This is a genomic window from Pantoea sp. LS15, from assembly GCF_012241585.1.
Classification (GTDB): domain Bacteria; phylum Pseudomonadota; class Gammaproteobacteria; order Enterobacterales; family Enterobacteriaceae; genus Enterobacter.
Map to the genome: position 1 here is coordinate 54,059 of NZ_JAAVXA010000005.1, position 21,782 is coordinate 75,840.

Consider the following 21,782-nt stretch of genomic DNA (forward strand, 5'->3'; position numbering starts at 1 on the left):
TAAATTCGACCTTGTGTGTGCTTGTCTATACAAGTATATCTAAATGCATCATCTGTCCCGTATGAGGAGCACACAATGTCGTCAGGTAAATACCGCCAACAGGATGTCCGCGCCCCGCGCGGCACCACCCTTACCGCAAAAAGCTGGCTCACCGAAGCCCCGCTGCGCATGTTGATGAACAACCTTGATCCTGAGGTTGCGGAAAACCCCCACGAGCTGGTGGTCTACGGCGGCATAGGCCGCGCCGCGCGCAACTGGGAGTGCTATGACGCAATTGTAAAATCCCTGACCGAACTCGAACACGACGAAACCCTGCTGGTGCAGTCCGGCAAACCGGTTGGCGTGTTCAAAACGCACAAAAACGCGCCGCGCGTGCTGATTGCTAACTCTAACCTCGTGCCGCACTGGGCAACCTGGGAACATTTTAACGAGCTGGACGCTAAAGGGCTGGCGATGTATGGCCAGATGACCGCCGGGAGCTGGATCTACATCGGCAGCCAGGGAATTGTACAGGGCACCTACGAAACTTTCGTGGAAGCGGGTCGCCAGCACTATAACGGTTCGCTGAAAGGTCGCTGGGTATTGACCGCTGGTCTCGGCGGCATGGGCGGCGCGCAGCCACTGGCCGCCACCCTTGCCGGCGCCTGCTCGCTGAACATTGAGTGCCAGCAGAGCCGCATTGATTTCCGTCTGCGTACCCGTTACGTCGACGAACAGGCAACCAGCCTGGACGATGCGCTGGCGCGTATCAAAAAATACACAACCGAAGGCAAAGCGGTGTCGATTGCCCTGTGCGGCAACGCGGCAGATATTCTTCCTGAACTCGTGGCTCGCGGTGTGCGCCCGGATCTGGTGACCGACCAGACCAGCGCTCATGATCCTTTGCACGGTTACCTGCCAAAAGGCTGGACGTGGGAAGCCTACCAGCAAAAAGCGGAAACCGACCCGGAAGGTACGGTACTTGCTGCCAAACGTTCCATGGCAGAACACGTCTCCGCCATGCTGGCCTTTAGCAAGATGGGCATTCCTACCTTTGATTACGGCAACAACATCCGCCAGATGGCGAAAGAGATGGGCGTGAATAATGCCTTCGACTTCCCGGGCTTCGTTCCTGCTTATATTCGCCCACTGTTCTGCCGCGGTATCGGTCCGTTCCGCTGGGTTGCCCTGTCCGGTGACCCGGAGGATATCTACAAAACCGACGCCAAAGTGAAAGAGATTGTCGCGGATGACGAACATCTGCACCACTGGCTGGATATGGCCCGCGAGCGCATCAACTTCCAGGGCTTACCGGCGCGCATCTGCTGGGTAGGGCTGGAGTGGCGGCAAAAACTGGGTCTGGCCTTTAACGAAATGGTGCGCAGCGGCGAAGTCTCCGCGCCGATTGTGATTGGCCGTGACCATCTGGACTCCGGTTCCGTTGCCAGCCCTAACCGTGAAACCGAAGCCATGCGCGATGGTTCGGATGCAGTCTCCGACTGGCCTTTGCTGAACGCCTTACTGAATACCGCCAGCGGCGCGACCTGGGTATCGCTGCACCACGGTGGCGGCGTGGGGATGGGCTTCTCCCAACATTCCGGGATGGTTATTGTCTGTGACGGAACGGATGAAGCTGCTGCGCGTATCGCTCGCGTGCTGCACAACGACCCGGCAACCGGTGTGATGCGTCACGCAGACGCTGGTTACGAGATTGCCATTGAATGTGCCAAAGAGCAGGGGCTAAACCTGCCGATGAGCGCTGCCACACAAGGAAATCATGAATGAACGCCTTAACACTCACACCTGGCTCACTGACGCTCAAACAACTGCGTAGCGTCTGGCGTCAACCGGTCACGCTCTCGCTTGATGAAAGTGCCCACGCTGCGATCAACGACAGTGTTGCCTGCGTCGAAGCCATTGTTGCCGAAGGGCGCACCGCCTACGGCATTAACACCGGTTTTGGGCTGCTGGCGCAGACACGTATTGCGACACACGATCTGGAAAACTTACAGCGTTCACTGGTGCTTTCACACGCGGCGGGTGTCGGCCAGCCGCTGGATGATGAGATTGTCCGCCTGATGATGGTGCTTAAAATCAACAGTCTGGCGCGCGGTTTCTCGGGTATTCGCCTGAGCGTGATCCAGGCGTTAATGGCGCTGGTGAACGCAGAAGTCTATCCGTGGATCCCGGCAAAAGGTTCTGTCGGTGCATCCGGCGATCTCGCGCCGCTGGCGCACATGTCGCTGCTGCTGCTCGGTGAAGGGCAGGCGCGCTGGAAGGGAGAGTGGCTTCCTGCGAAAGAGGCACTGAAAAAAGCCGGATTGAACCCGATCACCCTGGCGGCAAAAGAGGGACTGGCGCTGCTGAACGGTACTCAGGCGTCCACGGCATTCGCTTTACGCGGCCTGTTTGAGGCTGAAGATCTTTTCGCCTCAGCAGTGGTGTGCGGAGCCTTGACCACTGAAGCTGTACTGGGCTCGCGTCGCCCGTTCGACGCCCGTATTCACGACGTGCGCGGCCAGCGTGGGCAAATTGATGCCGCCGCGATGTACCGTCATGTACTCACCGAAACCAGTGGTATTGCAGATTCACACCACAACTGTGAAAAGGTGCAGGATCCATATTCCCTTCGTTGCCAGCCGCAGGTGATGGGCGCGTGTCTGACGCAACTGCGCCAGGCTGCAGAGGTGTTGCTGGTGGAAGCCAACGCGGTGTCCGATAACCCACTGGTATTCGCGCAGGAAAATGAAGTGGTGTCCGGCGGTAACTTCCATGCTGAGCCTGTGGCAATGGCGGCGGATAACATTGCCCTGGCGATTGCTGAAGTCGGTGCGTTGTCTGAACGCCGCATTGCGTTGATGATGGATAAACACATGTCTCAGTTGCCACCGTTCCTGGTACGTAACGGCGGGGTTAACTCGGGCTTTATGATTGCCCAGGTGACGGCGGCGGCTCTGGCGAGCGAGAACAAAGCTCTGTCGCATCCGCATAGCGTGGATAGCCTGCCAACATCGGCAAACCAGGAAGATCACGTTTCTATGGCACCGGCTGCCGGGCGTCGTTTGTGGGAGATGGCATCCAACACCCGTGGCGTGCTGGCGGTGGAATGGCTGGCGGCGTGTCAGGGAATCGATCTGCGCGAAGGGCTGAAATCCAGTCCGCTGCTGGAACAGGCGCGTCATGCGCTGCGCGAGCATGTATCGCATTATGACGACGACCGCTTCTTTGCGCCGGATATTGATAAAGCGATGCAGCTTCTGGAAGAAGGGCGGCTGGTGGGGCTGTTGCCTTCGGTGCTGTGATTTTTTGCCCGGTGGCGCTGCGCTTACCGGGCCCAGGAGTGCGAAATGTAGGCCGGGTAAGGCGTAGCCGCCACCCGGCTTTTTTTCTATGAATACATCGCCGTAATCGACGCGCTGCCCAGCGAATGGAAATGTACGTTAAACCCTACCATCGCGCCGCTCGCCCCTTCATCCACCTCAATCTTGTCCACATCCAGCGCATGCACCGTGAAAATGTAGCGGTGGGTTTCCCCTTTTGGCGGCGCTGCGCCACCGTAACCCGCTTTACCAAAATCGGTACGGGTCTGAATCGCGCCTTCAGGCAGAGCAACCAGGCCGGAGCCGGAACCCTGTGGTAGTACGCGTGTATCGGCGGGCAGGTTCGCCACAATCCAGTGCCACCAGCCTGAGCCTGTCGGTGCATCCGGGTCGTAACAGGTGACCACAAAACTTTTGGTTCCGGCCGGAACCTCGTCCCACGCCAGGTGCGGAGAGATATTATCCCCCTGGTACCCCATGCCGTTGAAAACATGACGCTCCGGCAGTTTTTCACCGTCGCGCAGATCTTTACTGATGATTTTCATACGATTTACCCTCGTTAATCACTCGTGCAGAAAGTGTAATGCATAGGGTTAAATCGCGAAATGCGCGGGAATGTTAACGGCTTCGACGACCGCGTCGGTTAGCTTCCGCAACTGATCGGGCGTAATGATATACGGCGGCATCAGATAGATAAGCTTGCCGAATGGACGAACCCAGACGCCACGTTCGACAAAGAAGCGCTGTAGTGCGGCCATATTCACCGGATGGGTGGTCTCAATCACGCCGATAGCGCCCAGCACGCGTACGTCCACCACAAAATTCGCACCAGAGGCAGCGCTCAGCTCTGCTTTCAATTGCGTCTCTATCGCTGCAACCTGCGTTTGCCACTTGCCGCTTTCCAGAATGGCAAGGCTTTCGCTCGCCACCGCGCAGGCCAGTGGATTGCCCATAAACGTCGGGCCGTGCATAAAGCAGCCCGCTTCACCGTCGCTTATAGTGTCGGCAACATGGCGGGTAGTCAGTGTGGCGGAAAGCGTCATCGTACCACCGGTGAGCGCTTTACCCAGACACAGAATATCTGGCGCGATGCCCGCATGTTCACAGGCAAACAACTTGCCGGTGCGGCCAAAGCCGGTGGCGATCTCATCGGCAATCAGCAGAATGCCCTCGCGGTCGCACATCTTGCGAATACGCCTCAGCCACTCCGGGTGGTACATCCGCATCCCGCCAGCCCCCTGCACGACAGGCTCCAGGATCACGGCGGCGATGTCATGACGATGCGCCGCCATCAGGCGGGCGAAACCGACCATGTCCATCTCGTTCCACTCGCCATCGAAGCGGCTCTGCGGGGCCGGAGCAAACAGGTTTTCCGGCAGATACCCCTTCCACAGGCTGTGCATAGAGTTATCCGGATCGCACACCGACATCGCCCCGAAGGTATCGCCGTGATAGCCGTTGCGGAAGGTCAGGAACCGCTGACGGGATTCCCCTCTGGCATGCCAGTACTGCAGCGCCATTTTCATCGCCACTTCCACCGCCACAGAACCGGAGTCCGCCAGGAACACGCACTCCAGGGCTTCAGGCGTCATTGCCACCAGGCGACGGCATAAATCTACCGCGGGCTGATGGGTGATCCCGCCAAACATCACGTGCGACATCTGGTCAATCTGCGCTTTCATTGCCGCATTCAGGCGCGGGTGGTTGTACCCGTGAATAGCTGCCCACCAGGAAGACATCCCGTCAACCAGCGGCTCACCGCTGGCGAGGTGTAGCTCGCAACCGCGTGCCGAAGCCACCGGATAAACGGGAAGGGGGCGGGTGGTGGAGGTGTAAGGGTGCCAGATATGCTGCTTGTCGAAGGCGAGATCGTCCTGGGTCATAATCGACTTGTAAACCATTTTGAAAAGTTTTAGGTTTACGAGTATAAACCGAACCGAAAATTAACAAAACCCTTTGGAGAAGCCCAATGGCTCACCACGCACGCTGGACGATGTCGCAAGTCACTGAATTATTTAACAAGCCTTTCCTTGAGCTGATGTTTGAAGCCCAACAGGTACATCGTCAGCACTTCGACCCCCGCCATGTACAGGTCAGTACGCTGCTGTCGATCAAGACCGGTGCCTGCCCGGAAGATTGCAAATATTGCCCACAGAGCGCGCGTTATAAAACCGGTCTGGAATCTGAACGGCTGATGGAAGTAGAGCAGGTGCTCGACTCGGCGCGTAAGGCGAAAAACGCGGGCTCGACCCGCTTCTGCATGGGTGCCGCGTGGAAAAACCCGCACGATCGCGACATGCCGTATCTGGAGCAGATGGTGAAGGGCGTTAAGGAGATGGGACTCGAAGCCTGTATGACCCTTGGTACCCTGAATGAAGAGCAGGCGCAGCGCCTCTCTGCGGCCGGGCTGGATTACTACAACCACAACCTCGACACCTCGCCAGAGTTTTACGGCAATATCATCACCACGCGTACCTACCAGGAGCGTCTGGACACGCTGGATAAAGTCCGCGATGCCGGTATTAAAGTCTGTTCAGGCGGTATTGTGGGCTTAGGTGAAACGGTGAAAGATCGCGCGGGTCTGCTGCTGCAACTGGCGAACCTGCCAACGCCGCCGGAAAGCGTGCCAATCAACATGCTGGTGAAGGTCAAAGGCACGCCGCTGGCGGATAACGACGACGTGGATGCGTTTGACTTTATCCGCACCATTGCGGTGGCGCGCATCATGATGCCGACCTCTTTCGTTCGCCTCTCCGCAGGTCGCGAGCAGATGAATGAGCAGACCCAGGCGATGTGCTTTATGGCCGGGGCCAACTCCATCTTCTACGGCTGCAAACTGCTGACCACACCGAACCCGGAAGAGGACAAAGATGTTCAGTTGTTCCGTAAACTGGGGCTTAACCCGCATCAGACAGAGGTGCTGACGGGTGATAACGAGCAACAGCAGCAACTGGAGCAGCAGATTTTCAACGCCGACACCGAACAGTTCTATAACGCGGCAGCCGTATGACCTGGCAGGCACGTATCCATTCCGCGCTGGAAGAGCGTCGGGCGGCAGATGCGTTTCGCGTCCGCAGGGTAGTTGAAAACGGCGCAGGCCGTTTTCTTACCCGTGATAACCGGCAGTTTTGTAATTTCTCCAGCAATGATTATCTCGGGCTGAGCCAGCATCCGGCCATCGTTCGCGCCTGGCAGCAGGGGGCGGAGCGATTTGGCGTGGGCAGCGGTGGTTCGGGACATGTCAGCGGATACACTACAGCGCATCAGGCACTGGAACAGGAGCTTGCCGACTGGCTGGGTTACCCGCGTGCGTTGCTGTTTATCTCTGGTTTTGCCGCGAATCAGGCGGTTATCGCTGCCCTGTTGGGAAAAGATGACCGCATTGTCGCCGACCGTTTAAGCCACGCCTCGCTGCTGGAGGCGGCAAATTTAAGCCCGGCTCAGCTGCGCCGTTTTGCCCATAACGATGCGGGGCAACTCGCTACGCTGCTGGATAAACCCTGCGACGGTCAACAACTGGCGGTCACGGAAGGTGTGTTCAGCATGGACGGCGACAGCGCGCCGCTTGCCGCGCTGCACGAGGCAGCAAAAAGGCAAAACGCCTGGCTGTTGGTCGACGATGCCCACGGTATTGGTGTGATGGGGGATGAAGGACGCGGTAGCGCGCACCAGCAAGGCGTGAAGCCGGAACTGCTGATTGTGACCTTCGGCAAAGGCTTTGGTGTGAGCGGAGCCGCTGTATTGTGCAGTGAGTCCGTTGCTGACTATCTGTTGCAGTTCGCCCGGCATTTGATTTACAGCACCAGTATGCCACCCGCCCAGGCCGTGGCGTTATCTGCGTCAATGGCGGTGATCCGCAGCCAGGAAGGCAAAGAACGTCGTGAGCGTCTGGCGGAACATATTCAGCGTTTTCGTCAGGGGTTGTGCCATCTTCCTTTCCGCAGTACCGATTCGCAAAGCGCCATCCAGCCGGTGATCGTGGGTGAAAACAGTCTGGCGCTCACGCTGGCAGAGACGCTGCGCGAGAAGGGGATGTGGGTAACTGCCATTCGTCCACCCACCGTGCCACCGGGCACGGCGCGTCTGCGTCTGACACTGACGGCGGCGCACGAAGCAGAGGACATTTCGGCACTTCTGGAGGCACTGTATGTCGCCAGTCAATAAACAGGCCATTGCGGCAGCGTTTGGCCGGGCGGCACGCAGCTATTCGCAGCATGATGAACTCCAGCGCCAGAGTGCACTGGGGTTACTGGCTTTACTCGGCGAGACCCGTTTTGCGCAGGTGCTGGATGCCGGATGTGGTCCCGGCGGGAATAGTCGATACTGGCGCGAGTCGGGAAGCCACGTTACGGCCATTGACCTGTCATCAGACATGCTTGATGAGGCGCGTCATCAGCAGGCTGCGCATCATTATCTGGTGGCGGATATCGAGGCCATTCCGTTGGCCGAGGCTCAATTTGATCTGGTCTGGAGCCATCTGGCAGTGCAATGGTGTAACAGCCTGCCACTGGCGTTAAGCGAGCTTTACCGCATGGCGCGTCCGGGTGGCAAGGTGGCCTTTACCACGCTGCTGGAAAGCTCGCTACCGGAGCTGGATCAGGCGTGGCGAGCAGTTGATGAACAGCCGCATGCCAACCGATTTTTATCGCATGATCAGGTCACGCAGGCGCTGGCAGGCTGGCGCTATCGAAGCACGGTGCAGGTCATCACCCTCAATTTCAGCGATGCAGTCAGTGCCATGCGCTCGCTCAAGGGCATTGGTGCCACGCACCTGCATGCCGGACGCGAGAAAAAGCCACTCACCCGTGGGCAGTTGCAACACCTGGAGCTGGCCTGGCCACAGCAGCGGGGGCATTTCCCGCTCTCTTATCAACTTTTTCATGGGATTATCGAACGTGACTGAACGTTATTTTGTCACCGGAACGGATACGGAAGTGGGCAAAACAGTTGCCAGTTCTGCACTGTTGCAGGCGGCGCGGCAGCGGGGAAAAGCGACTGCTGGCTATAAGCCTGTTGCCTCCGGCAGCGAGATGACTGCGGAAGGGTTACGCAACACCGATGCGCTGGCGCTGCAGCGTAACAGTACTCTTAAACTCGACTATTCAGCGGTGAATCCCTACACCTTCGCCGAGCCGACGTCGCCGCACATTATCAGCGCCGACGAAGGACGGCCGATTGATTTCGCCGCGCTGTCTGCCGGGTTGCGGACACTGGAAAACCAGGCAAACTGGGTGCTGGTGGAGGGGGCAGGAGGCTGGTTTACGCCGCTTTCGGACACGCAGACATTTGCTGACTGGGTACAGGCCGAGCGGCTCCCGGTCATCCTTGTCGTCGGCGTCAAGCTGGGCTGTATCAATCACGCTATGTTGACCACACAGGCCGTACAGCAGGCTGGACTGCATCTGGCAGGCTGGATAGCTAACGACGTAGTTGAACCCGGTAAACGACACCAGGAGTATCTGACGACACTCAGGCGTGTCATTCCCGCGCCGTGCCTCGGGGAAATTCCCTGGCTTGCTGACGGCGCGGAAAATGCCGAAACGGGTCATTATCTTGATCTCAGCGTCTTGCTTCCCGCGACATCCAGTGAGCGATGAGCTCGTCATCCAGTTCCTTAACGTGGCCCTGCGCCACGTTACGCCCGCGATAGAGCATACAGAAACGGTCCGCAACCCGGCGGATAAACGACAGCTGCTGTTCAGCTAATAACACCGTCATACCTAACTCCCGGTTTAAGCGCGCCAGCAGCAGCCCCAGCTTCTGGGCAAAGCCGTGACCTGCACCATGCATGGGTTCATCCAGAATCAGCATTTGCGGGCGATTCACCAGCGCATTGGCCAGAGCCAACTGATACTGGTCGTCTGGTGAGAGCGTGTTGGCGCGGGTCTGTCGCAGCGCGTAGAGCTCCGGGAAAAGGTCGTAAACATCGCTTTTTGCTTCCGGGTCGGGTTTTCCTGTCGCTCGCATGGCAATATGCAGATTCTCCTCAATCGTTAACTGGGAGAAGATCCGCCTGTCCTGCGGGACATAGCCTATTTTCGGGTCTGAACGTTGTTCTGATGGCGGGTTGAGCAAATCACATGGCGGGGCCCCTGCTTCATGCCAGATAATCGTGCCGCTCTCGACGGGCAGTTTCCCGGCGATACAATTCATAAGCGTGGTTTTTCCCATTCCCGGCAGGCCAACCACGCCTGTACACATCCCCTGCGGAAAATCTAAATCCACGTTCCATAGCGTATGTTGGCTTCCGTAAAACTGATTCACTGCACGCAGACTCAACATCTTTCTCTCCTTAAAAATGTGTGTAGGTGAGGCTCGTTTTTGATTGTGCAAAACTCCTGCCAGAAACCTGAAAGTGATTAAAAAAAGAGCTTTTTTAGGAGTAAACCTCAACGTTGCGGGATAACAAATTGAGGTTTTGCACATCGACGGTGCCAGAGATGTTGAGTTGTGGTGCAGGGCAGGAAATGATGGAAATGTGAGCAAGATCCCATCGGTTGGTTATGAATGACACAACTGTTAATCACCAAAAAATAGCTATAAAAATTTTTTGTTGCTGTCCCATGGGAAAATCCGGGAATTTGCTGAGCGGCAGTCTGCACGGGCTGGAAGCAGTTATCCACTATTCCTGTGGATAACCATGTGTATTAGAGTTAGAAAACACGCGATAAGCGAGAGAAGACGCGGCTTACGCCCAAATTGGCGCGAAACACGGCTTTAGAAAATATCGCTTATTATTTAATTGGTTAGATAAAAGCAATTACCGTAATGAAAGTGTCACCGGTTGCCATAAAACTATCATTACCTGGCTTGACAAATGTTAAAAAAGAAAAAGTTCTGGGGATAACCTGGCCCGGGTGGTGTTTTATGTTGTCAGAGTCCAAACTTTGACCGCTATTACGCTAATCATTCAGTCGCTACTCTAAATATCCTGACATGCTACTGGTTTTTCATCCAGTGTTTTTTACTGGCATTCCTGGCAACAAGGAGTAAAATTACTCACCTGCCGCTTATAACGTCATCAGGTCGTCGCCCATGAGTAAACCGTTCAAATTGAATTCTGCTTTCCGTCCATCTGGCGATCAGCCTGAGGCGATCCGTCGTCTGGAAGAGGGGCTGGAAGATGGGCTGGCGCACCAGACGCTGCTGGGGGTAACCGGCTCGGGCAAAACGTTTACCATTGCCAACGTTATCGCGGACCTGCAGCGTCCCACAATGGTACTTGCCCCCAACAAAACCCTGGCTGCGCAGCTTTATGGCGAGATGAAAGAGTTCTTCCCGGATAACGCGGTGGAATATTTTGTCTCCTACTACGATTACTACCAGCCAGAAGCCTATGTTCCGAGCTCTGACACCTTCATTGAGAAAGATGCCTCGGTAAACGAACACATTGAGCAGATGCGTCTTTCCGCAACGAAAGCGCTGCTTGAGCGTCGTGATGTGGTGGTGGTGGCGTCTGTTTCTGCGATCTACGGTCTGGGCGATCCGGATCTGTATCTCAAGATGATGCTGCACCTGACGCAGGGGATGATCATCGATCAGCGTGCGATTTTACGCCGCCTGGCAGAGCTGCAGTACACCCGCAACGACCAGGCGTTCCAGCGTGGCACCTTCCGCGTACGCGGTGAAGTGATCGACATCTTCCCGGCTGAATCGGACGACATGGCGCTGCGTGTCGAGCTGTTTGACGAAGAGGTTGAACGCCTGTCGCTATTTGACCCGCTGACCGGCCATATTGAGTCGGTGATCCAGCGCTTCACCATCTACCCGAAAACGCATTACGTCACGCCACGCGAGCGTATCGTGCAGGCAATGGAAGAGATCAAAGTGGAGCTGGCCGAGCGCCGTAAGGTGCTGCTGGCGAACAATAAGCTGCTGGAAGAGCAACGTCTGAGCCAGCGAACCCAGTTTGATCTGGAGATGATGAACGAGCTGGGTTACTGCTCCGGTATTGAGAACTACTCACGCTTCCTCTCCGGTCGTGGGCCGGGCGAGCCGCCGCCGACGCTGTTTGATTACCTCCCGGCAGACGGTTTGCTGGTGATCGACGAATCCCACGTCACGATCCCACAGATCGGCGGGATGTATCGCGGTGACCGCGCGCGTAAAGAGACGCTGGTGGAGTATGGTTTCCGACTGCCATCGGCGCTGGATAACCGTCCGATGAAGTTTGAAGAGTTTGAGGCGCTAGCGCCGCAAACCATTTATGTGTCGGCAACGCCTGGTAACTACGAGCTGGAGAAATCAGGCGACGAGGTGGTTGATCAGGTGGTGCGTCCAACAGGGTTGCTGGACCCGGTCATTGAAGTCCGGCCGGTGGCGACTCAGGTGGATGACCTGCTTTCTGAGATCCGCGCCCGTTCCGCCATTAATGAGCGTGTGCTGGTGACCACACTCACTAAACGCATGGCAGAAGACCTGACCGAGTATCTGGAAGAGCACGGTGAGAAGGTGCGTTATCTGCACTCGGATATTGATACCGTTGAGCGTATGGAGATTATCCGCGATCTGCGTCTGGGCGAGTTTGACGTGCTGGTGGGGATCAACCTGTTGCGAGAAGGTCTGGATATGCCGGAAGTCTCGCTGGTGGCGATTCTGGATGCAGACAAAGAAGGCTTCCTGCGTTCTGAACGTTCCCTGATCCAGACGATTGGTCGTGCCGCGCGAAACGTTAACGGTAAAGCGATTCTGTACGGTGACAAAATTACGCCGTCGATGGCGAAAGCGATTGGTGAAACGGAGCGCCGCCGCGAGAAGCAGCAGCGCTACAACGAAGAGCACGGCATCATCCCGCAGGGGCTGAACAAGAAGGTGGTGGATATCCTGGCGCTGGGTCAGAACATTGCGAAGACCAAAACGAAAGGTCGCGGCAAGGCGCGTTCAGTGGTGGAAGAGGATACCGTTGTGCTGACGCCAAAAGCGTTGCAGCAGAAAATCCACGAACTGGAAGGCCAGATGATGCAGCACGCGCAGAATCTGGAGTTCGAAGAGGCGGCGCAGATCCGCGACCAGTTACATCAGTTGCGGGATCTCTTTATCGCGGCATCGTAGTGGATTTTGCCCGGTGGCGCAGCGCCACCGGGCATATTTGGTTATCCCAGCGCCTGAATCGCTTTCTCCAGTGCCTCACGCAGCAGGTGGCGGTCATGACGGTATTTGATGTCTGTGGCCTCCAGCGGCTCCTGCACCACCAGACGATCGCCGATACCGGATACATCAACCTTTGGCCCCACCACCACGCCGTCAATGATCTTCTTCCCGACGTAATGCTCCATTAAATTCAGTTTGTCCGGCAGCGACAAGCTCGCCGCTGCCGGGCTCAGCTCACGGCCCAGGTTGCCGATGTAAACCATCGGGGCAGGGGTGCGGCGCAGCGCCTGTGCCAGCTCTTTCACCAGCAGAATCGGCATCAGGCTGGTATAAAAACTGCCCGGACCGATCAGGATAAGATCCGCTTCCCCGATTGCCTCCACCGCTTCTCGCGTGGCGGGTACGCTCGGGTAGGTCATTAACTCTGTTGGCGGCAGGATGAGTTGGTCAATATTCACCTCGCCGTAAACTTCATGTCCTTCGGCATCGATTGCCATCAAGTCAACCGGTTGTTCAGACATAGGGATCAGGAATGCATCGACTTTAAGCAGATTACGGATTAAATTGATGGCTTCCAGAGGCCGTACGCTCAGGTGATCAAGCGCCTTTAACATCAAGTTTCCGAGGTTATGCCCGGAAAGTTCGCCATTACCGCCAAAACGGTACTCAAACATCGCCGAAGCCACGCTCGGTTCAGTAATTAACTGGTTCAGACAGTTGCGCATGTCTCCCCAGGCAATGCCGCCTTCGGCACGACGGATGCGTCCGGTTGAGCCGCCGTTATCGGTGGTGGTTACTATCCCTGTCAACCTTGAGCCGAGTGACGACAAAGAGGACATAACCCGACCCAGGCCGTGGCCTCCGCCAAGAGCGACTACCCGGTCAAGATCCGCAAAAGTGCGATTGCGCATACGTATTCCTTATCACGTTTGATCGCGTAACAGTAACCTAACTACCCCTAAAAGACGATGCCTCAGCCGATGCAAAATGACGTATATCAATGTGAAAGTGCGGTTTTTAGGTATTCTGTAGTGAAAATTCAGGATTGATTCGCTATATAGATGATTATATAGCGTAAAGGGATAATGGCGCAGTCAGAATTTCCGCGCTACTATCGCCATAACCACGTTTTCAAAATTGAAAACATACACTCTAGCCCTTGTGCCTGTGTCGAAAGATATGGCGCTCTGGCCGTGGCGAATTTGCCACCAGGGTACAGAAAGAAATGACTGTGCCTCCCGTATCTGGAAAGGTGTACATGGCTTCACAACTTACTGATGCTTTCGCGCGTAAGTTTTATTACTTACGTCTGTCGATTACCGATGTGTGCAACTTCCGTTGCACCTACTGTCTGCCCGATGGCTACAAACCGGGCAGCGTCACCAATAACGGCTTTCTCTCCGTGGATGAAGTGCGGCGTGTGACGCGCGCATTCTCTGAACTCGGCACGGAAAAAGTGCGTCTGACCGGGGGCGAGCCCTCGTTGCGTCGCGATTTCCCCGACATCATTGCTGCCGTGCGTGAAAACAAACGTATCCGCCAGATTGCGGTCACCACCAACGGCTACCGCATGGCGCGTGACGTGGCGAACTGGCGTGATGCGGGATTAACCGCCATCAACGTTAGCGTCGATAGCCTCGATGCCCGTCAGTTTCATGCCATTACCGGTCAGGATAAGTTCCAGCAGGTCATGGATGGTATCGATGCCGCGTTCACGGCGGGCTTCGAAAAAGTCAAAGTCAACACGGTGTTGATGCGCGATGTAAACCATCATCAGCTGGACACCTTCCTGGCGTGGATCAAATCACGTCCCATTCAACTGCGCTTTATCGAGCTAATGGAAACCGGCGAGGGCAGCGAGCTGTTCCGTCGTCATCACATCTCTGGCATGGTGCTGCGCGACGAGCTGCTGAAACGCGGCTGGATCCATCAGATCCGCCAGCGCAGCGACGGCCCGGCACAGGTCTTTTGTCACCCGGATTACGAAGGGGAGATTGGGCTTATCATGCCCTATGAGAAAGACTTCTGCGCCAGCTGCAACCGCCTGCGCGTCTCCTCCGTTGGTAAGCTCCATCTTTGCCTGTTCGGCGACGGCGGCGTAGACCTTCGCGATCTGCTGGAAGACGATGCGCAGCAGGATGCACTTGAAGCACGCATTTCTGAAGCGCTGACGCATAAAAAACAGACCCACTTCCTGCATCAGGGCAACACCGGAATTACTCAGAACCTGTCTTACATCGGCGGGTAATCAGGCTTAAGAAGGAATCAGAAGATGAGTCAGGTAAGCGCAGAATTTATCCCGACACGCATTGCTATCCTTACCGTTTCCGACCGTCGTGGCGAAGAGGATGATACCTCCGGCCACTGGTTGCGTGATGCAGCCCACGAAGCGGGTCATAAGATCGTTGATAAAGCGATTGTGAAAGAGAACCGCTACGCCATTCGCGCGCAGGTTTCGCAGTGGATTGCCAGCGATGAGGTGCAGGTGGTGCTGATTACTGGCGGCACCGGCTTTACCGCAGGCGATCAAGCCCCCGAGGCGCTGCTCCCGCTGTTTGACCGCGAGGTGGAAGGATTCGGTGAAGTTTTCCGTATGCTCTCGTTTGAAGAGATTGGTACCTCCACGCTGCAGTCGCGTGCGGTAGCGGGTGTCGCGAACAACACGCTGATTTTCGCCATGCCTGGCTCGACGAAAGCCTGTCGCACTGCGTGGGACAATATTATCGCCCCACAGCTGGATGCCCGTACCCGTCCGTGTAATTTCCATCCCCATTTAAAGAAATAAGCTATGTCACAACTGACCCACATTAACGCCGCTGGCGAAGCGCATATGGTGGACGTCTCCGCCAAAGCGGAAACGGTGCGCGAGGCACGCGCGGAAGCGTTCGTCACCATGCTGCCGGAGACCCTGGCGATGATTATCGACGGTAGCCATCATAAAGGCGACGTTTTTGCGACTGCCCGTATTGCAGGAATTCAGGCCGCCAAACGTACATGGGATTTAATCCCGTTGTGCCATCCCCTGATGCTGAGCAAGGTTGAGGTGAATCTGCAGGCGCAGCCAGAGCACAGCCGCGTTCGCATTGAGTCACTCTGTCGCTTAACCGGCAAAACAGGCGTGGAGATGGAAGCCTTGACCGCGGCCTCTGTTGCCGCGCTGACGATCTACGACATGTGCAAAGCGGTGCAAAAAGATATGGTGATTGGCCCGGTTCGCCTGCTGGCGAAAAGCGGCGGCAAATCCGGCGATTTTAAGGTGGACAGCCATGATTAAGGTGCTCTTTTTTGCCCAGGTACGTGAGCTGGTGAATACCGACAGCCTGACGCTGGATGCGTCCTTCGAAAACGTTGCCGCCCTGCGCGCGCATCTTGCCGCACAAAGCGACCGTTGGGCGCTGGCGCTGGACGAAGGCAAGCTGCTGGCCGCTGTTAACCAGACGCTGGTGGAGTTCACCCATCCGCTGAACGCAGGTGATGAAGTGGCGTTCTTCCCACCGGTGACCGGGGGCTAAGATGGCGGAAACCCGAATTCTGGTAGGTCCTGAACGCTTCAGCGTGGGTACAGAATATAACTGGCTGGCTGAGCGTGATGAAGACGGTGCGGTGGTGACCTTCACCGGCAAAGTGCGTAACCACAACCTGGGTGACAGCGTGAAAGCACTGACCCTGGAGCACTATCCGGGCATGACGGAAAAATCGCTGGCGGCGATTGTGGAAGAAGCACGCGGGCGCTGGCCGCTCGGACGAGTGACAGTTATCCACCGTATTGGCGAAATGTGGCCTGGCGAGGAAATTGTCTTCGTCGGGGTGACCAGCGCACACCGTGGCAGCGCGTTTGCGGCAGGGGAGTTCATTATGGACTACCTCAAAACCAAAGCGCCGTTCTGGAAGCTTGAAGCCACGCCGGAAGGTGACCGCTGGGTTGAATCTCGCGACAGCGATAAACAAGCCGCCAGCCGTTGGTAGTCGGTTTACGTGGATGTGTTAATCTTAACGTGTGTGTCAACTTAATCTTAATCAGGAGTGAATCATGGACCGATTTCCGCGTTCCGATTCGATAGTACAGCAGACCCGTAGTGGGCTGCAGACGTATATGGCTCAGGTGTATGGCTGGATGACGGTTGGCCTGTTGCTGACCGCGTTTATCGCGTGGTATGCGGCCAATACACCGGAGCTGATGATGTTTATCTTCTCCAGCAAAATCACCTTCTTTGGGCTGATTATTGCCCAGCTAGCGTTGGTGTTCGTCCTTTCAGGCCTGGTGCAAAAGCTCAGTGCCGGCATGGCGACTACGCTGTTTATGCTCTACTCGGCGCTGACCGGGCTGACGCTTTCCAGCATTTTCATCGTTTACACTTACTCTTCCATCGCCAGTACCTTTGTGGTGACCGGCGGGATGTTTGGTGCGATGAGCCTCTACGGTTACACCACCAAACGCGATCTGAGCGGCTTTGGCAGTATGCTGTTTATGGGGCTGATTGGGATTGTGCTGGCGTCGCTGGTGAACCTGTGGCTGAAGAGTGAAGCACTGATGTGGGCGGTGACCTATATCGGGGTGGTGATCTTTGTTGGGTTGACGGCTTATGACACCCAGAAGCTGAAAAACATCGGCGAGCAGATCGACGTACGCGACAGTTCGAACCTGCGCAAATACGCGATCCTGGGGGCCCTGACGCTGTATCTGGACTTTATCAACCTGTTCCTGATGCTGCTGCGGATCTTCGGCAACCGTCGTTAAAGTTGTTTTGCCGGGTGGCGGCTGCGCCTTGCCCGGCCTACGAAACTAAAAAACGGCAACCTGGTTGCCGTTTTGCTTTTATTTTGCCAACGCCTTCTCGTTCTTCGCTCTCAGCTTTTTCGCCCGACTCTCCAGCATCAGATAACAGACCGTTGCCAGCGCCAGCGGCAGGAAGTAATACAGCATACGGTAGGCCAGCAGGGCAGCGATAATCGTCCCCTGAGAGACATGTTCCCCGGCCAGCAGCGCGATAAACACCGCCTCCAGCACGCCGATCCCTGCCGGAATATGGACAATCACCCCGGCAATACTGCTCACCAGCAGTACGCCCAGCACGAAGAAGTAGTTCACATCTTCGCCAGTCAACAGCCAGATAATTGCCCCCATAGTCATCCAGTTGGCGCTGGATACCGCCATCTGCAACACCGCGAAGCGCCATGAAGGTAATACCAGCTTTTGCCCTTTAATGGTCATATGACGGCGTTTAGCAAAGGCGCAGGCCCACAGATAAAAAGCGATAGTCAGCAGCAACACGATGCCGAGAATACGCAGCGTGGCCTCATCGATATACCAGTGCGTGGGCAACTGCACCACACCGAGGGTAAAAATCACCCCGCCGAGCAGAATGTACCCCAGCCAGTTGGTGGTAATGCTGAGCGAGAAAATTCGCGTAATAGTTCCGCCCGGTAGTCCCAGCCGCGAGTAGAGGCGATAGCGCATGCCAATCCCACCGACCCAGGTGCTTAATGTCAGGTTAAAGGCATAGCAAATGAACGACACCAGCATTACCTGGCGTTTAGCCAGTTTGTGGCCGCAATAGGCGCGCCCCAGCAGGTCATAGCAGCCGTACATCAGATAGCTGATAATAACCAAGCCAACGGCAGCCAGCAGCACCAGTCGGTTGTAGTTGCGGATAACTTTCCACACCTCTTCCCAGTCAACTTTCTGCGCGTAAACCACCAGCAACACGGCGACCGTAATAAAGAAGATCCAGGTGAGGATTTTTTTTGCCAGCCGCCAGCGCGGATGCGATTTTGACATCAGGTTTTCCCTCCGTCTTGCGCTTCAACGCGATCCTGGGTTTCCATTTCAGGTTGCACAGGCGGCTCCACGAGCGCCAGTTTTGGTGTATGTGCTGGCAGCCAGCCGACCATCGCCGGGAAATGGCGCAGGAAGTGGAACACCAGCACGCTGATGCCCAGGTTCCACCAGGTGCGTTTGGGTACCATGGATTCATCCACGCGCACGCAGTCGTTGACGATCAATGCCTGCAGGTTATCCCGCAGTGTCTGGTTAAACTGGCGATCGTAAATGATCAAGTTTGCTTCAAGGTTGAGCGATAAACTTAGCGGGTCAAGGTTACTGGAGCCGACGGTTGCCCAGTGATCGTCCATCAACGCAACTTTGCCGTGTAGCGGGCGACGGCGGTATTCGTAAATCTGCACACCACCTTTCACCAGATAGTGATACAGCAGCCGTGCGCCGACTTTGACTATCGGCATATCCGGCTCGCCCTGCACAATCAGCTTCACACGTACCCCACGTCGAGCCGCATTGCGCATGGCATGCAGCAGACGATAGCCCGGGAAAAAGTAGGCGTTGGCGATGATCACTTCACGCTTCGCATTGGCGAGCATCTTCAGATAATGACGCTCAATGTCGTTTCTGTGCTCGGCGTTATCTCGCCAGACGAAAAGTGCCTGCGCTTCGCCGGGATTCCGGTTCTCCTCCGGACGATGGCGGCGCTTCCACCAGCGACGTACCACCTCTTTACCGGGCAAGTTTTCCAGTTCGAATAGCAGAATATCCTGAACCACGGGCCCTTCGATGCGGATCGCATAATCCTGTTTCGCTTCCGGGCCGTAATCGGACATATGTTCAGCGGAGTAGTTAATGCCGCCGACAAACGCCACCGTCTCATCCACCACCACAATTTTGCGGTGCATCCGGCGGAAAAGGTTGGTACGCATGCCGAACAGGCGAGTTCCGGGATCGTAGTAGCGGAAGATCACACCCGCTGAAGTGAGTTCATTGACGAAGGCGTCACTGAGATCCGGTGAACCATAGCCATCAAGGAGGACTTCAATATTGACACCACGCCGGGCGGCGCGCAGCAGCACGCTGTGCAGTTGTTTACCGACGTCGTCTTCGAACCAGATAAAGGTTTCGAGGATCACTTTCTGCTTTGCATGGTCAATCGCTTTGAACACGGCCGGGTAATACTCGTCGCCATTAACCAGCAGCGTGATCCGGTTACCATCTTGCCAGGAACATTTCATAAGTGGATCTCCGCACTCAGCGGGGCATGGTCGGAGAGATGTCGCCAGTTGAGTAACGCCAGGGCGGTCGGACTGCTGGCGTGAGCATTTTTCACGTAGATCCGGTCAAGACGCAGCAAGGGGAAACGTACCGGAAAGGTGCGCGCGGGTCTGCCGGTCGCGCGGGTGAAAATTTCCTCCAGCCCGGCATTCACTTTCAACGGATGGTTCGCCCGCTGTCGCCAGTCGTTGAAATCGCCGGCCACGACCACCGGTTCACCTTCAGGAAGTGCATTGGCCCACTCGGCCAGCATGTTCAGCTGCGCCTGGCGATGGGCTTCGCGCAGACCGAGATGAACACAGCCGACATGGATGGGAAGCTCAAGGTCGGGTGGAGTGATGCGGCAGTAAAGCAGGCCGCGTTTTTCGCTTTCCCCGACGGAAACGTCGCGGTTCTCGTAATATTCAATCGGGAAACGTGACAGCACCGCATTGCCGTGATGGCCTTCCGGATAGACCGCGTTGCGCCCGTAAGCGTAATCACTCCACATGGTGTCGGCCAGAAATTCGTAGTGGGGCGTGTCAGGCCAGTTCTCAACATGGAGCGGATGCACTTCGTGTGCGCCCATTACCTCCTGCAGGCAAACAATGTCCGCATTGACGGTGCGTACCGCGTCGCGCAGCTCCGGTAAAATGAAGCGGCGGTTAAATGCTGTGAAGCCTTTATGAATGTTTATTGTCAGCACGTTAAGCGAGAAATGCTGCATTTTTGGCGTCATAAGCTCCTTCCTGAGTGTCTATCCCGATGAAAATAAAGTGTAGTAGGCGTCACAAAAAGATGCGGTGTTACGGAATTTTCCGTAAAGTGCGGTAGTCTGAATAAGCAGAGAAAAATCCTTCAGGAGAGAAGCCATGAAGTGGCAACAACGTGTTCGTGTCGCAACTGGCCTGAGTTGCTGGCAGATAATGTTGCATTTACTGGTCGTGGCCGTGCTGGTGATGGGCTGGATGAGTGGCACGCTGGTGCGTGTTGGCCTGGGACTATGCGTCCTTTACGGCGTCACCGTACTGTCGATGTTGTTCTTACAGCGCCACCATGAAGCACGCTGGCGTGAGGTGGGTGATGTGCTCGAAGAGCTCACCACCACCTGGTACTTTGGTGCCGCGATGATTGTGCTTTGGTTGTTGTCCCGTGTACTGCAAAACAACCTGCTGCTGGCCCTGGCCGGTCTGGCAATCCTCGCAGGGCCTGCGGTGGTCTCGTTACTGACCAAAGAGAAAAAGCTACGCAATGTTGCGTCTAAACATCGCGTACGCCACTGAGCCCGTCGTGGCCGCTATGACCAGTAGCGGCCACAAACTTCCCCACACAATATCCAGACTCGCATCCTTCAGATAAATTTGCTTGGTGATATCCGTAAAGTGTCGAATCGGGTTTATCCACGTTAAATCCTGCAACCACACTGGCATGTTCTCGACTGGGGAAACATACCCCGAAAGCAAAATCGCTGGCATCATAAAGACGAACACCCCGATAAACGCTTGCTGTTGCGTGGAGCAGAGCACTGAAATCAGCAGTCCAAATCCCACCAGTGACAGACCATAAATCACCATCGTGAAGTAAAACAGCGCCAGCGATCCGGCGAAGGGGATCTGGTACGCCCAAATACCCACGCCCAGTACAATGGTGGCCTGAAAGGTGGCAACAATCAGGGCCGGAACCGCTTTACCGACGAAAATTTGCCAGGTAGCAAGCGGGGAGACCAGTAGTTGATCCAGCGTACCTTGTTCGCGCTCGCGGGCGACGGACAGAGAGGTGACGATCATCACCCCAATGGTGGTAATCATGGCGATCAGCGACGGTACCACAAACCATTTGTAATCCAGATTCGGGTTATACCAGTTACGCACCACCAGTTCGCTGTTATTGGGTTTAGGTTTGCCCTCCATCAGCTCCTGCTGGTAATTCTTGACCACCTGTTGCAGGTAGTTGGCCGCGATCTGGGCGCTGTTGGAGTTACGTCCGTCGAGGATCAACTGCATGGGTGCGGTCTGGAAAGTGTCCAGGTTACGGGAAAAATCTGCCGGGAATCTCACCAGCAGCAGTGCTTTTTGTGTGTCGATAGTGGGCTGGATTTCCTGCGGGCTTTTCAGCAGCAGAATGTGGGTAAAGGCTTTTGCACGTGCAAAACGCTGCGTCAGTTCAACGGAGTGTTTACCGTTGTCTTCGTTGTAGATGGCGATGGTGGCGTTCGTCACCTCAAGCGTGGCGGCAAACGGAAACAGTAAAACCTGAATAAGTACCGGCAACACCAGAATGGCACGGGTTTGCGGCTCGCGCAGCAGCGATTGCAATTCTTTGCGGATCAATGTCCATAAACGGTGAAACATGTTCGC

At 55.9% G+C, this 21,782-nt stretch carries 22 protein-coding genes and 1 riboswitch; of the genes, 14 read left to right on the forward strand and 8 right to left on the reverse strand.

Annotated features, from left to right (window positions below):
• Positions 1 to 75 precede the first annotated feature (75 nt).
• Positions 76 to 1,764, forward strand: coding sequence for a urocanate hydratase (hutU, locus tag HED65_RS09730; protein ID WP_114978417.1), 1,689 nt, complete (start codon positions 76 to 78; stop codon positions 1,762 to 1,764).
• Positions 1,761 to 3,281 (forward strand): histidine ammonia-lyase, encoded by a 1,521-nt coding sequence (hutH, locus tag HED65_RS09735; RefSeq protein WP_114978418.1) that lies wholly within the window; start codon positions 1,761 to 1,763, stop codon positions 3,279 to 3,281. The genes hutU and hutH overlap by 4 nt, the downstream gene beginning before the upstream one ends.
• 86 nt (positions 3,282 to 3,367) lie before the next feature.
• On the opposite strand, the gene HED65_RS09740 is transcribed toward hutH, so the two are convergent.
• Both HED65_RS09740 and bioA read right to left on the reverse strand, forming a co-directional pair.
• Positions 3,368 to 3,844: a kinase inhibitor gene (locus HED65_RS09740; protein ID WP_014883071.1), complete on the reverse strand. Its 477-nt coding sequence runs from the start codon at positions 3,842 to 3,844 to the stop codon at positions 3,368 to 3,370.
• 48 nt (positions 3,845 to 3,892) lie between these two features.
• Complete coding sequence (gene bioA / locus HED65_RS09745) at positions 3,893 to 5,182, reverse strand: adenosylmethionine--8-amino-7-oxononanoate transaminase (protein WP_411266778.1); 1,290 nt, start codon at positions 5,180 to 5,182, stop codon at positions 3,893 to 3,895.
• Between the two features lie 86 nt (positions 5,183 to 5,268).
• Here bioA and bioB point away from each other — a divergent pair, with 86 nt between their 5' ends.
• Genes bioB through bioD form a run of 4 tightly spaced genes read left to right on the forward strand, consistent with a single transcriptional unit; the run spans position 5,269 to position 8,896 of the window.
• Positions 5,269 to 6,309, forward strand: a complete 1,041-nt coding sequence (bioB, locus tag HED65_RS09750) for a biotin synthase BioB (RefSeq protein WP_047173447.1) — start codon at positions 5,269 to 5,271, stop codon at positions 6,307 to 6,309.
• The gene (gene bioF / locus HED65_RS09755; RefSeq protein WP_114978420.1) at positions 6,306 to 7,463 is read left to right on the forward strand and encodes an 8-amino-7-oxononanoate synthase; all 1,158 of its coding nucleotides are present in this window, start codon (positions 6,306 to 6,308) and stop codon (positions 7,461 to 7,463) included. The genes bioB and bioF overlap by 4 nt, the downstream gene beginning before the upstream one ends.
• A complete protein-coding gene (bioC, locus tag HED65_RS09760; protein WP_114978421.1) occupies positions 7,447 to 8,202 on the forward strand; it encodes a malonyl-ACP O-methyltransferase BioC in 756 nt (251 codons plus the stop codon). Before bioF ends, bioC begins: the two co-directional genes overlap by 17 nt.
• Entirely contained in the window at positions 8,195 to 8,896 is a 702-nt protein-coding gene (bioD, locus tag HED65_RS09765; RefSeq protein ID WP_168112386.1) for a dethiobiotin synthase, read from the forward strand. Before bioC ends, bioD begins: the two co-directional genes overlap by 8 nt.
• Here bioD and HED65_RS09770 read toward each other — a convergent pair.
• On the reverse strand, positions 8,859 to 9,581 hold the full coding sequence (locus HED65_RS09770) for an ABC transporter ATP-binding protein (RefSeq protein WP_114978423.1): 723 nt from the start codon (positions 9,579 to 9,581) through the stop codon (positions 8,859 to 8,861). The genes bioD and HED65_RS09770 overlap by 38 nt on opposite strands.
• 753 nt (positions 9,582 to 10,334) lie before the next feature.
• Between HED65_RS09770 and uvrB the strand changes: the two genes are divergently transcribed.
• On the forward strand, positions 10,335 to 12,350 hold the full coding sequence (gene uvrB, locus HED65_RS09775) for an excinuclease ABC subunit UvrB (protein WP_049006456.1): 2,016 nt from the start codon (positions 10,335 to 10,337) through the stop codon (positions 12,348 to 12,350).
• A gap of 41 nt (positions 12,351 to 12,391) precedes the next feature.
• Here the strand turns inward: uvrB and yvcK are convergent, their stop codons facing one another.
• Complete coding sequence (gene yvcK / locus HED65_RS09780; RefSeq protein ID WP_114978424.1) at positions 12,392 to 13,300, reverse strand: uridine diphosphate-N-acetylglucosamine-binding protein YvcK; 909 nt, start codon at positions 13,298 to 13,300, stop codon at positions 12,392 to 12,394.
• A gap of 225 nt (positions 13,301 to 13,525) precedes the next feature.
• Positions 13,526 to 13,660: riboswitch (molybdenum cofactor riboswitch) on the forward strand.
• Here yvcK and moaA point away from each other — a divergent pair.
• From moaA to HED65_RS09810, 6 genes are all read left to right on the forward strand, one after another.
• Entirely contained in the window at positions 13,648 to 14,637 is a 990-nt protein-coding gene (gene moaA, locus HED65_RS09785) for a GTP 3',8-cyclase MoaA (protein WP_114978425.1), read from the forward strand. (Overlaps the previous riboswitch by 13 nt.)
• Before the next feature lie 24 nt (positions 14,638 to 14,661).
• Positions 14,662 to 15,174: a molybdenum cofactor biosynthesis protein B gene (gene moaB, locus HED65_RS09790; RefSeq protein ID WP_114978426.1), complete on the forward strand. Its 513-nt coding sequence runs from the start codon at positions 14,662 to 14,664 to the stop codon at positions 15,172 to 15,174.
• 3 nt (positions 15,175 to 15,177) lie between these two features.
• On the forward strand, positions 15,178 to 15,663 hold the full coding sequence (gene moaC / locus HED65_RS09795; RefSeq protein ID WP_049008689.1) for a cyclic pyranopterin monophosphate synthase MoaC: 486 nt from the start codon (positions 15,178 to 15,180) through the stop codon (positions 15,661 to 15,663).
• A complete protein-coding gene (gene moaD, locus HED65_RS09800) occupies positions 15,656 to 15,901 on the forward strand; it encodes a molybdopterin synthase sulfur carrier subunit (protein WP_023310854.1) in 246 nt (81 codons plus the stop codon). The genes moaC and moaD overlap by 8 nt, the downstream gene beginning before the upstream one ends.
• A gap of 1 nt (position 15,902) precedes the next feature.
• Positions 15,903 to 16,355 carry a molybdopterin synthase catalytic subunit MoaE gene (moaE, locus tag HED65_RS09805; RefSeq protein WP_114978427.1) on the forward strand — a complete coding sequence of 151 codons (453 nt, stop codon included), beginning with the start codon at positions 15,903 to 15,905 and terminating at the stop codon, positions 16,353 to 16,355.
• A 64-nt stretch (positions 16,356 to 16,419) separates the two neighbouring features.
• The gene (locus HED65_RS09810; RefSeq protein WP_024908758.1) at positions 16,420 to 17,127 is read left to right on the forward strand and encodes a Bax inhibitor-1/YccA family protein; all 708 of its coding nucleotides are present in this window, start codon (positions 16,420 to 16,422) and stop codon (positions 17,125 to 17,127) included.
• 78 nt (positions 17,128 to 17,205) lie between these two features.
• Here the strand turns inward: HED65_RS09810 and HED65_RS09815 are convergent, their stop codons facing one another.
• Genes HED65_RS09815 through HED65_RS09825 form a run of 3 tightly spaced genes read right to left on the reverse strand, consistent with a single transcriptional unit; the run spans position 17,206 to position 20,164 of the window.
• A complete protein-coding gene (locus tag HED65_RS09815) occupies positions 17,206 to 18,168 on the reverse strand; it encodes a lysylphosphatidylglycerol synthase transmembrane domain-containing protein (RefSeq protein ID WP_114978428.1) in 963 nt (320 codons plus the stop codon).
• The gene (gene clsB, locus HED65_RS09820; RefSeq protein ID WP_114978429.1) at positions 18,168 to 19,406 is read right to left on the reverse strand and encodes a cardiolipin synthase ClsB; all 1,239 of its coding nucleotides are present in this window, start codon (positions 19,404 to 19,406) and stop codon (positions 18,168 to 18,170) included. Before clsB ends, HED65_RS09815 begins: the two co-directional genes overlap by 1 nt.
• Positions 19,403 to 20,164, reverse strand: a complete 762-nt coding sequence (locus HED65_RS09825; protein WP_114978430.1) for an endonuclease/exonuclease/phosphatase family protein — start codon at positions 20,162 to 20,164, stop codon at positions 19,403 to 19,405. The genes clsB and HED65_RS09825 overlap by 4 nt, the downstream gene beginning before the upstream one ends.
• A 133-nt stretch (positions 20,165 to 20,297) precedes the next feature.
• Here HED65_RS09825 and HED65_RS09830 point away from each other — a divergent pair, with 133 nt between their 5' ends.
• Positions 20,298 to 20,708, forward strand: a complete 411-nt coding sequence (locus tag HED65_RS09830) for a YbhQ family protein (RefSeq protein WP_014883088.1) — start codon at positions 20,298 to 20,300, stop codon at positions 20,706 to 20,708.
• Here the strand turns inward: HED65_RS09830 and HED65_RS09835 are convergent.
• Positions 20,670 to 21,776 carry an ABC transporter permease gene (locus HED65_RS09835; protein ID WP_114978431.1) on the reverse strand — a complete coding sequence of 369 codons (1,107 nt, stop codon included), beginning with the start codon at positions 21,774 to 21,776 and terminating at the stop codon, positions 20,670 to 20,672. The two genes, HED65_RS09830 and HED65_RS09835, sit on opposite strands and share 39 nt — an antisense overlap.
• Between the last annotated feature and the right edge of the window lie 6 nt (positions 21,777 to 21,782).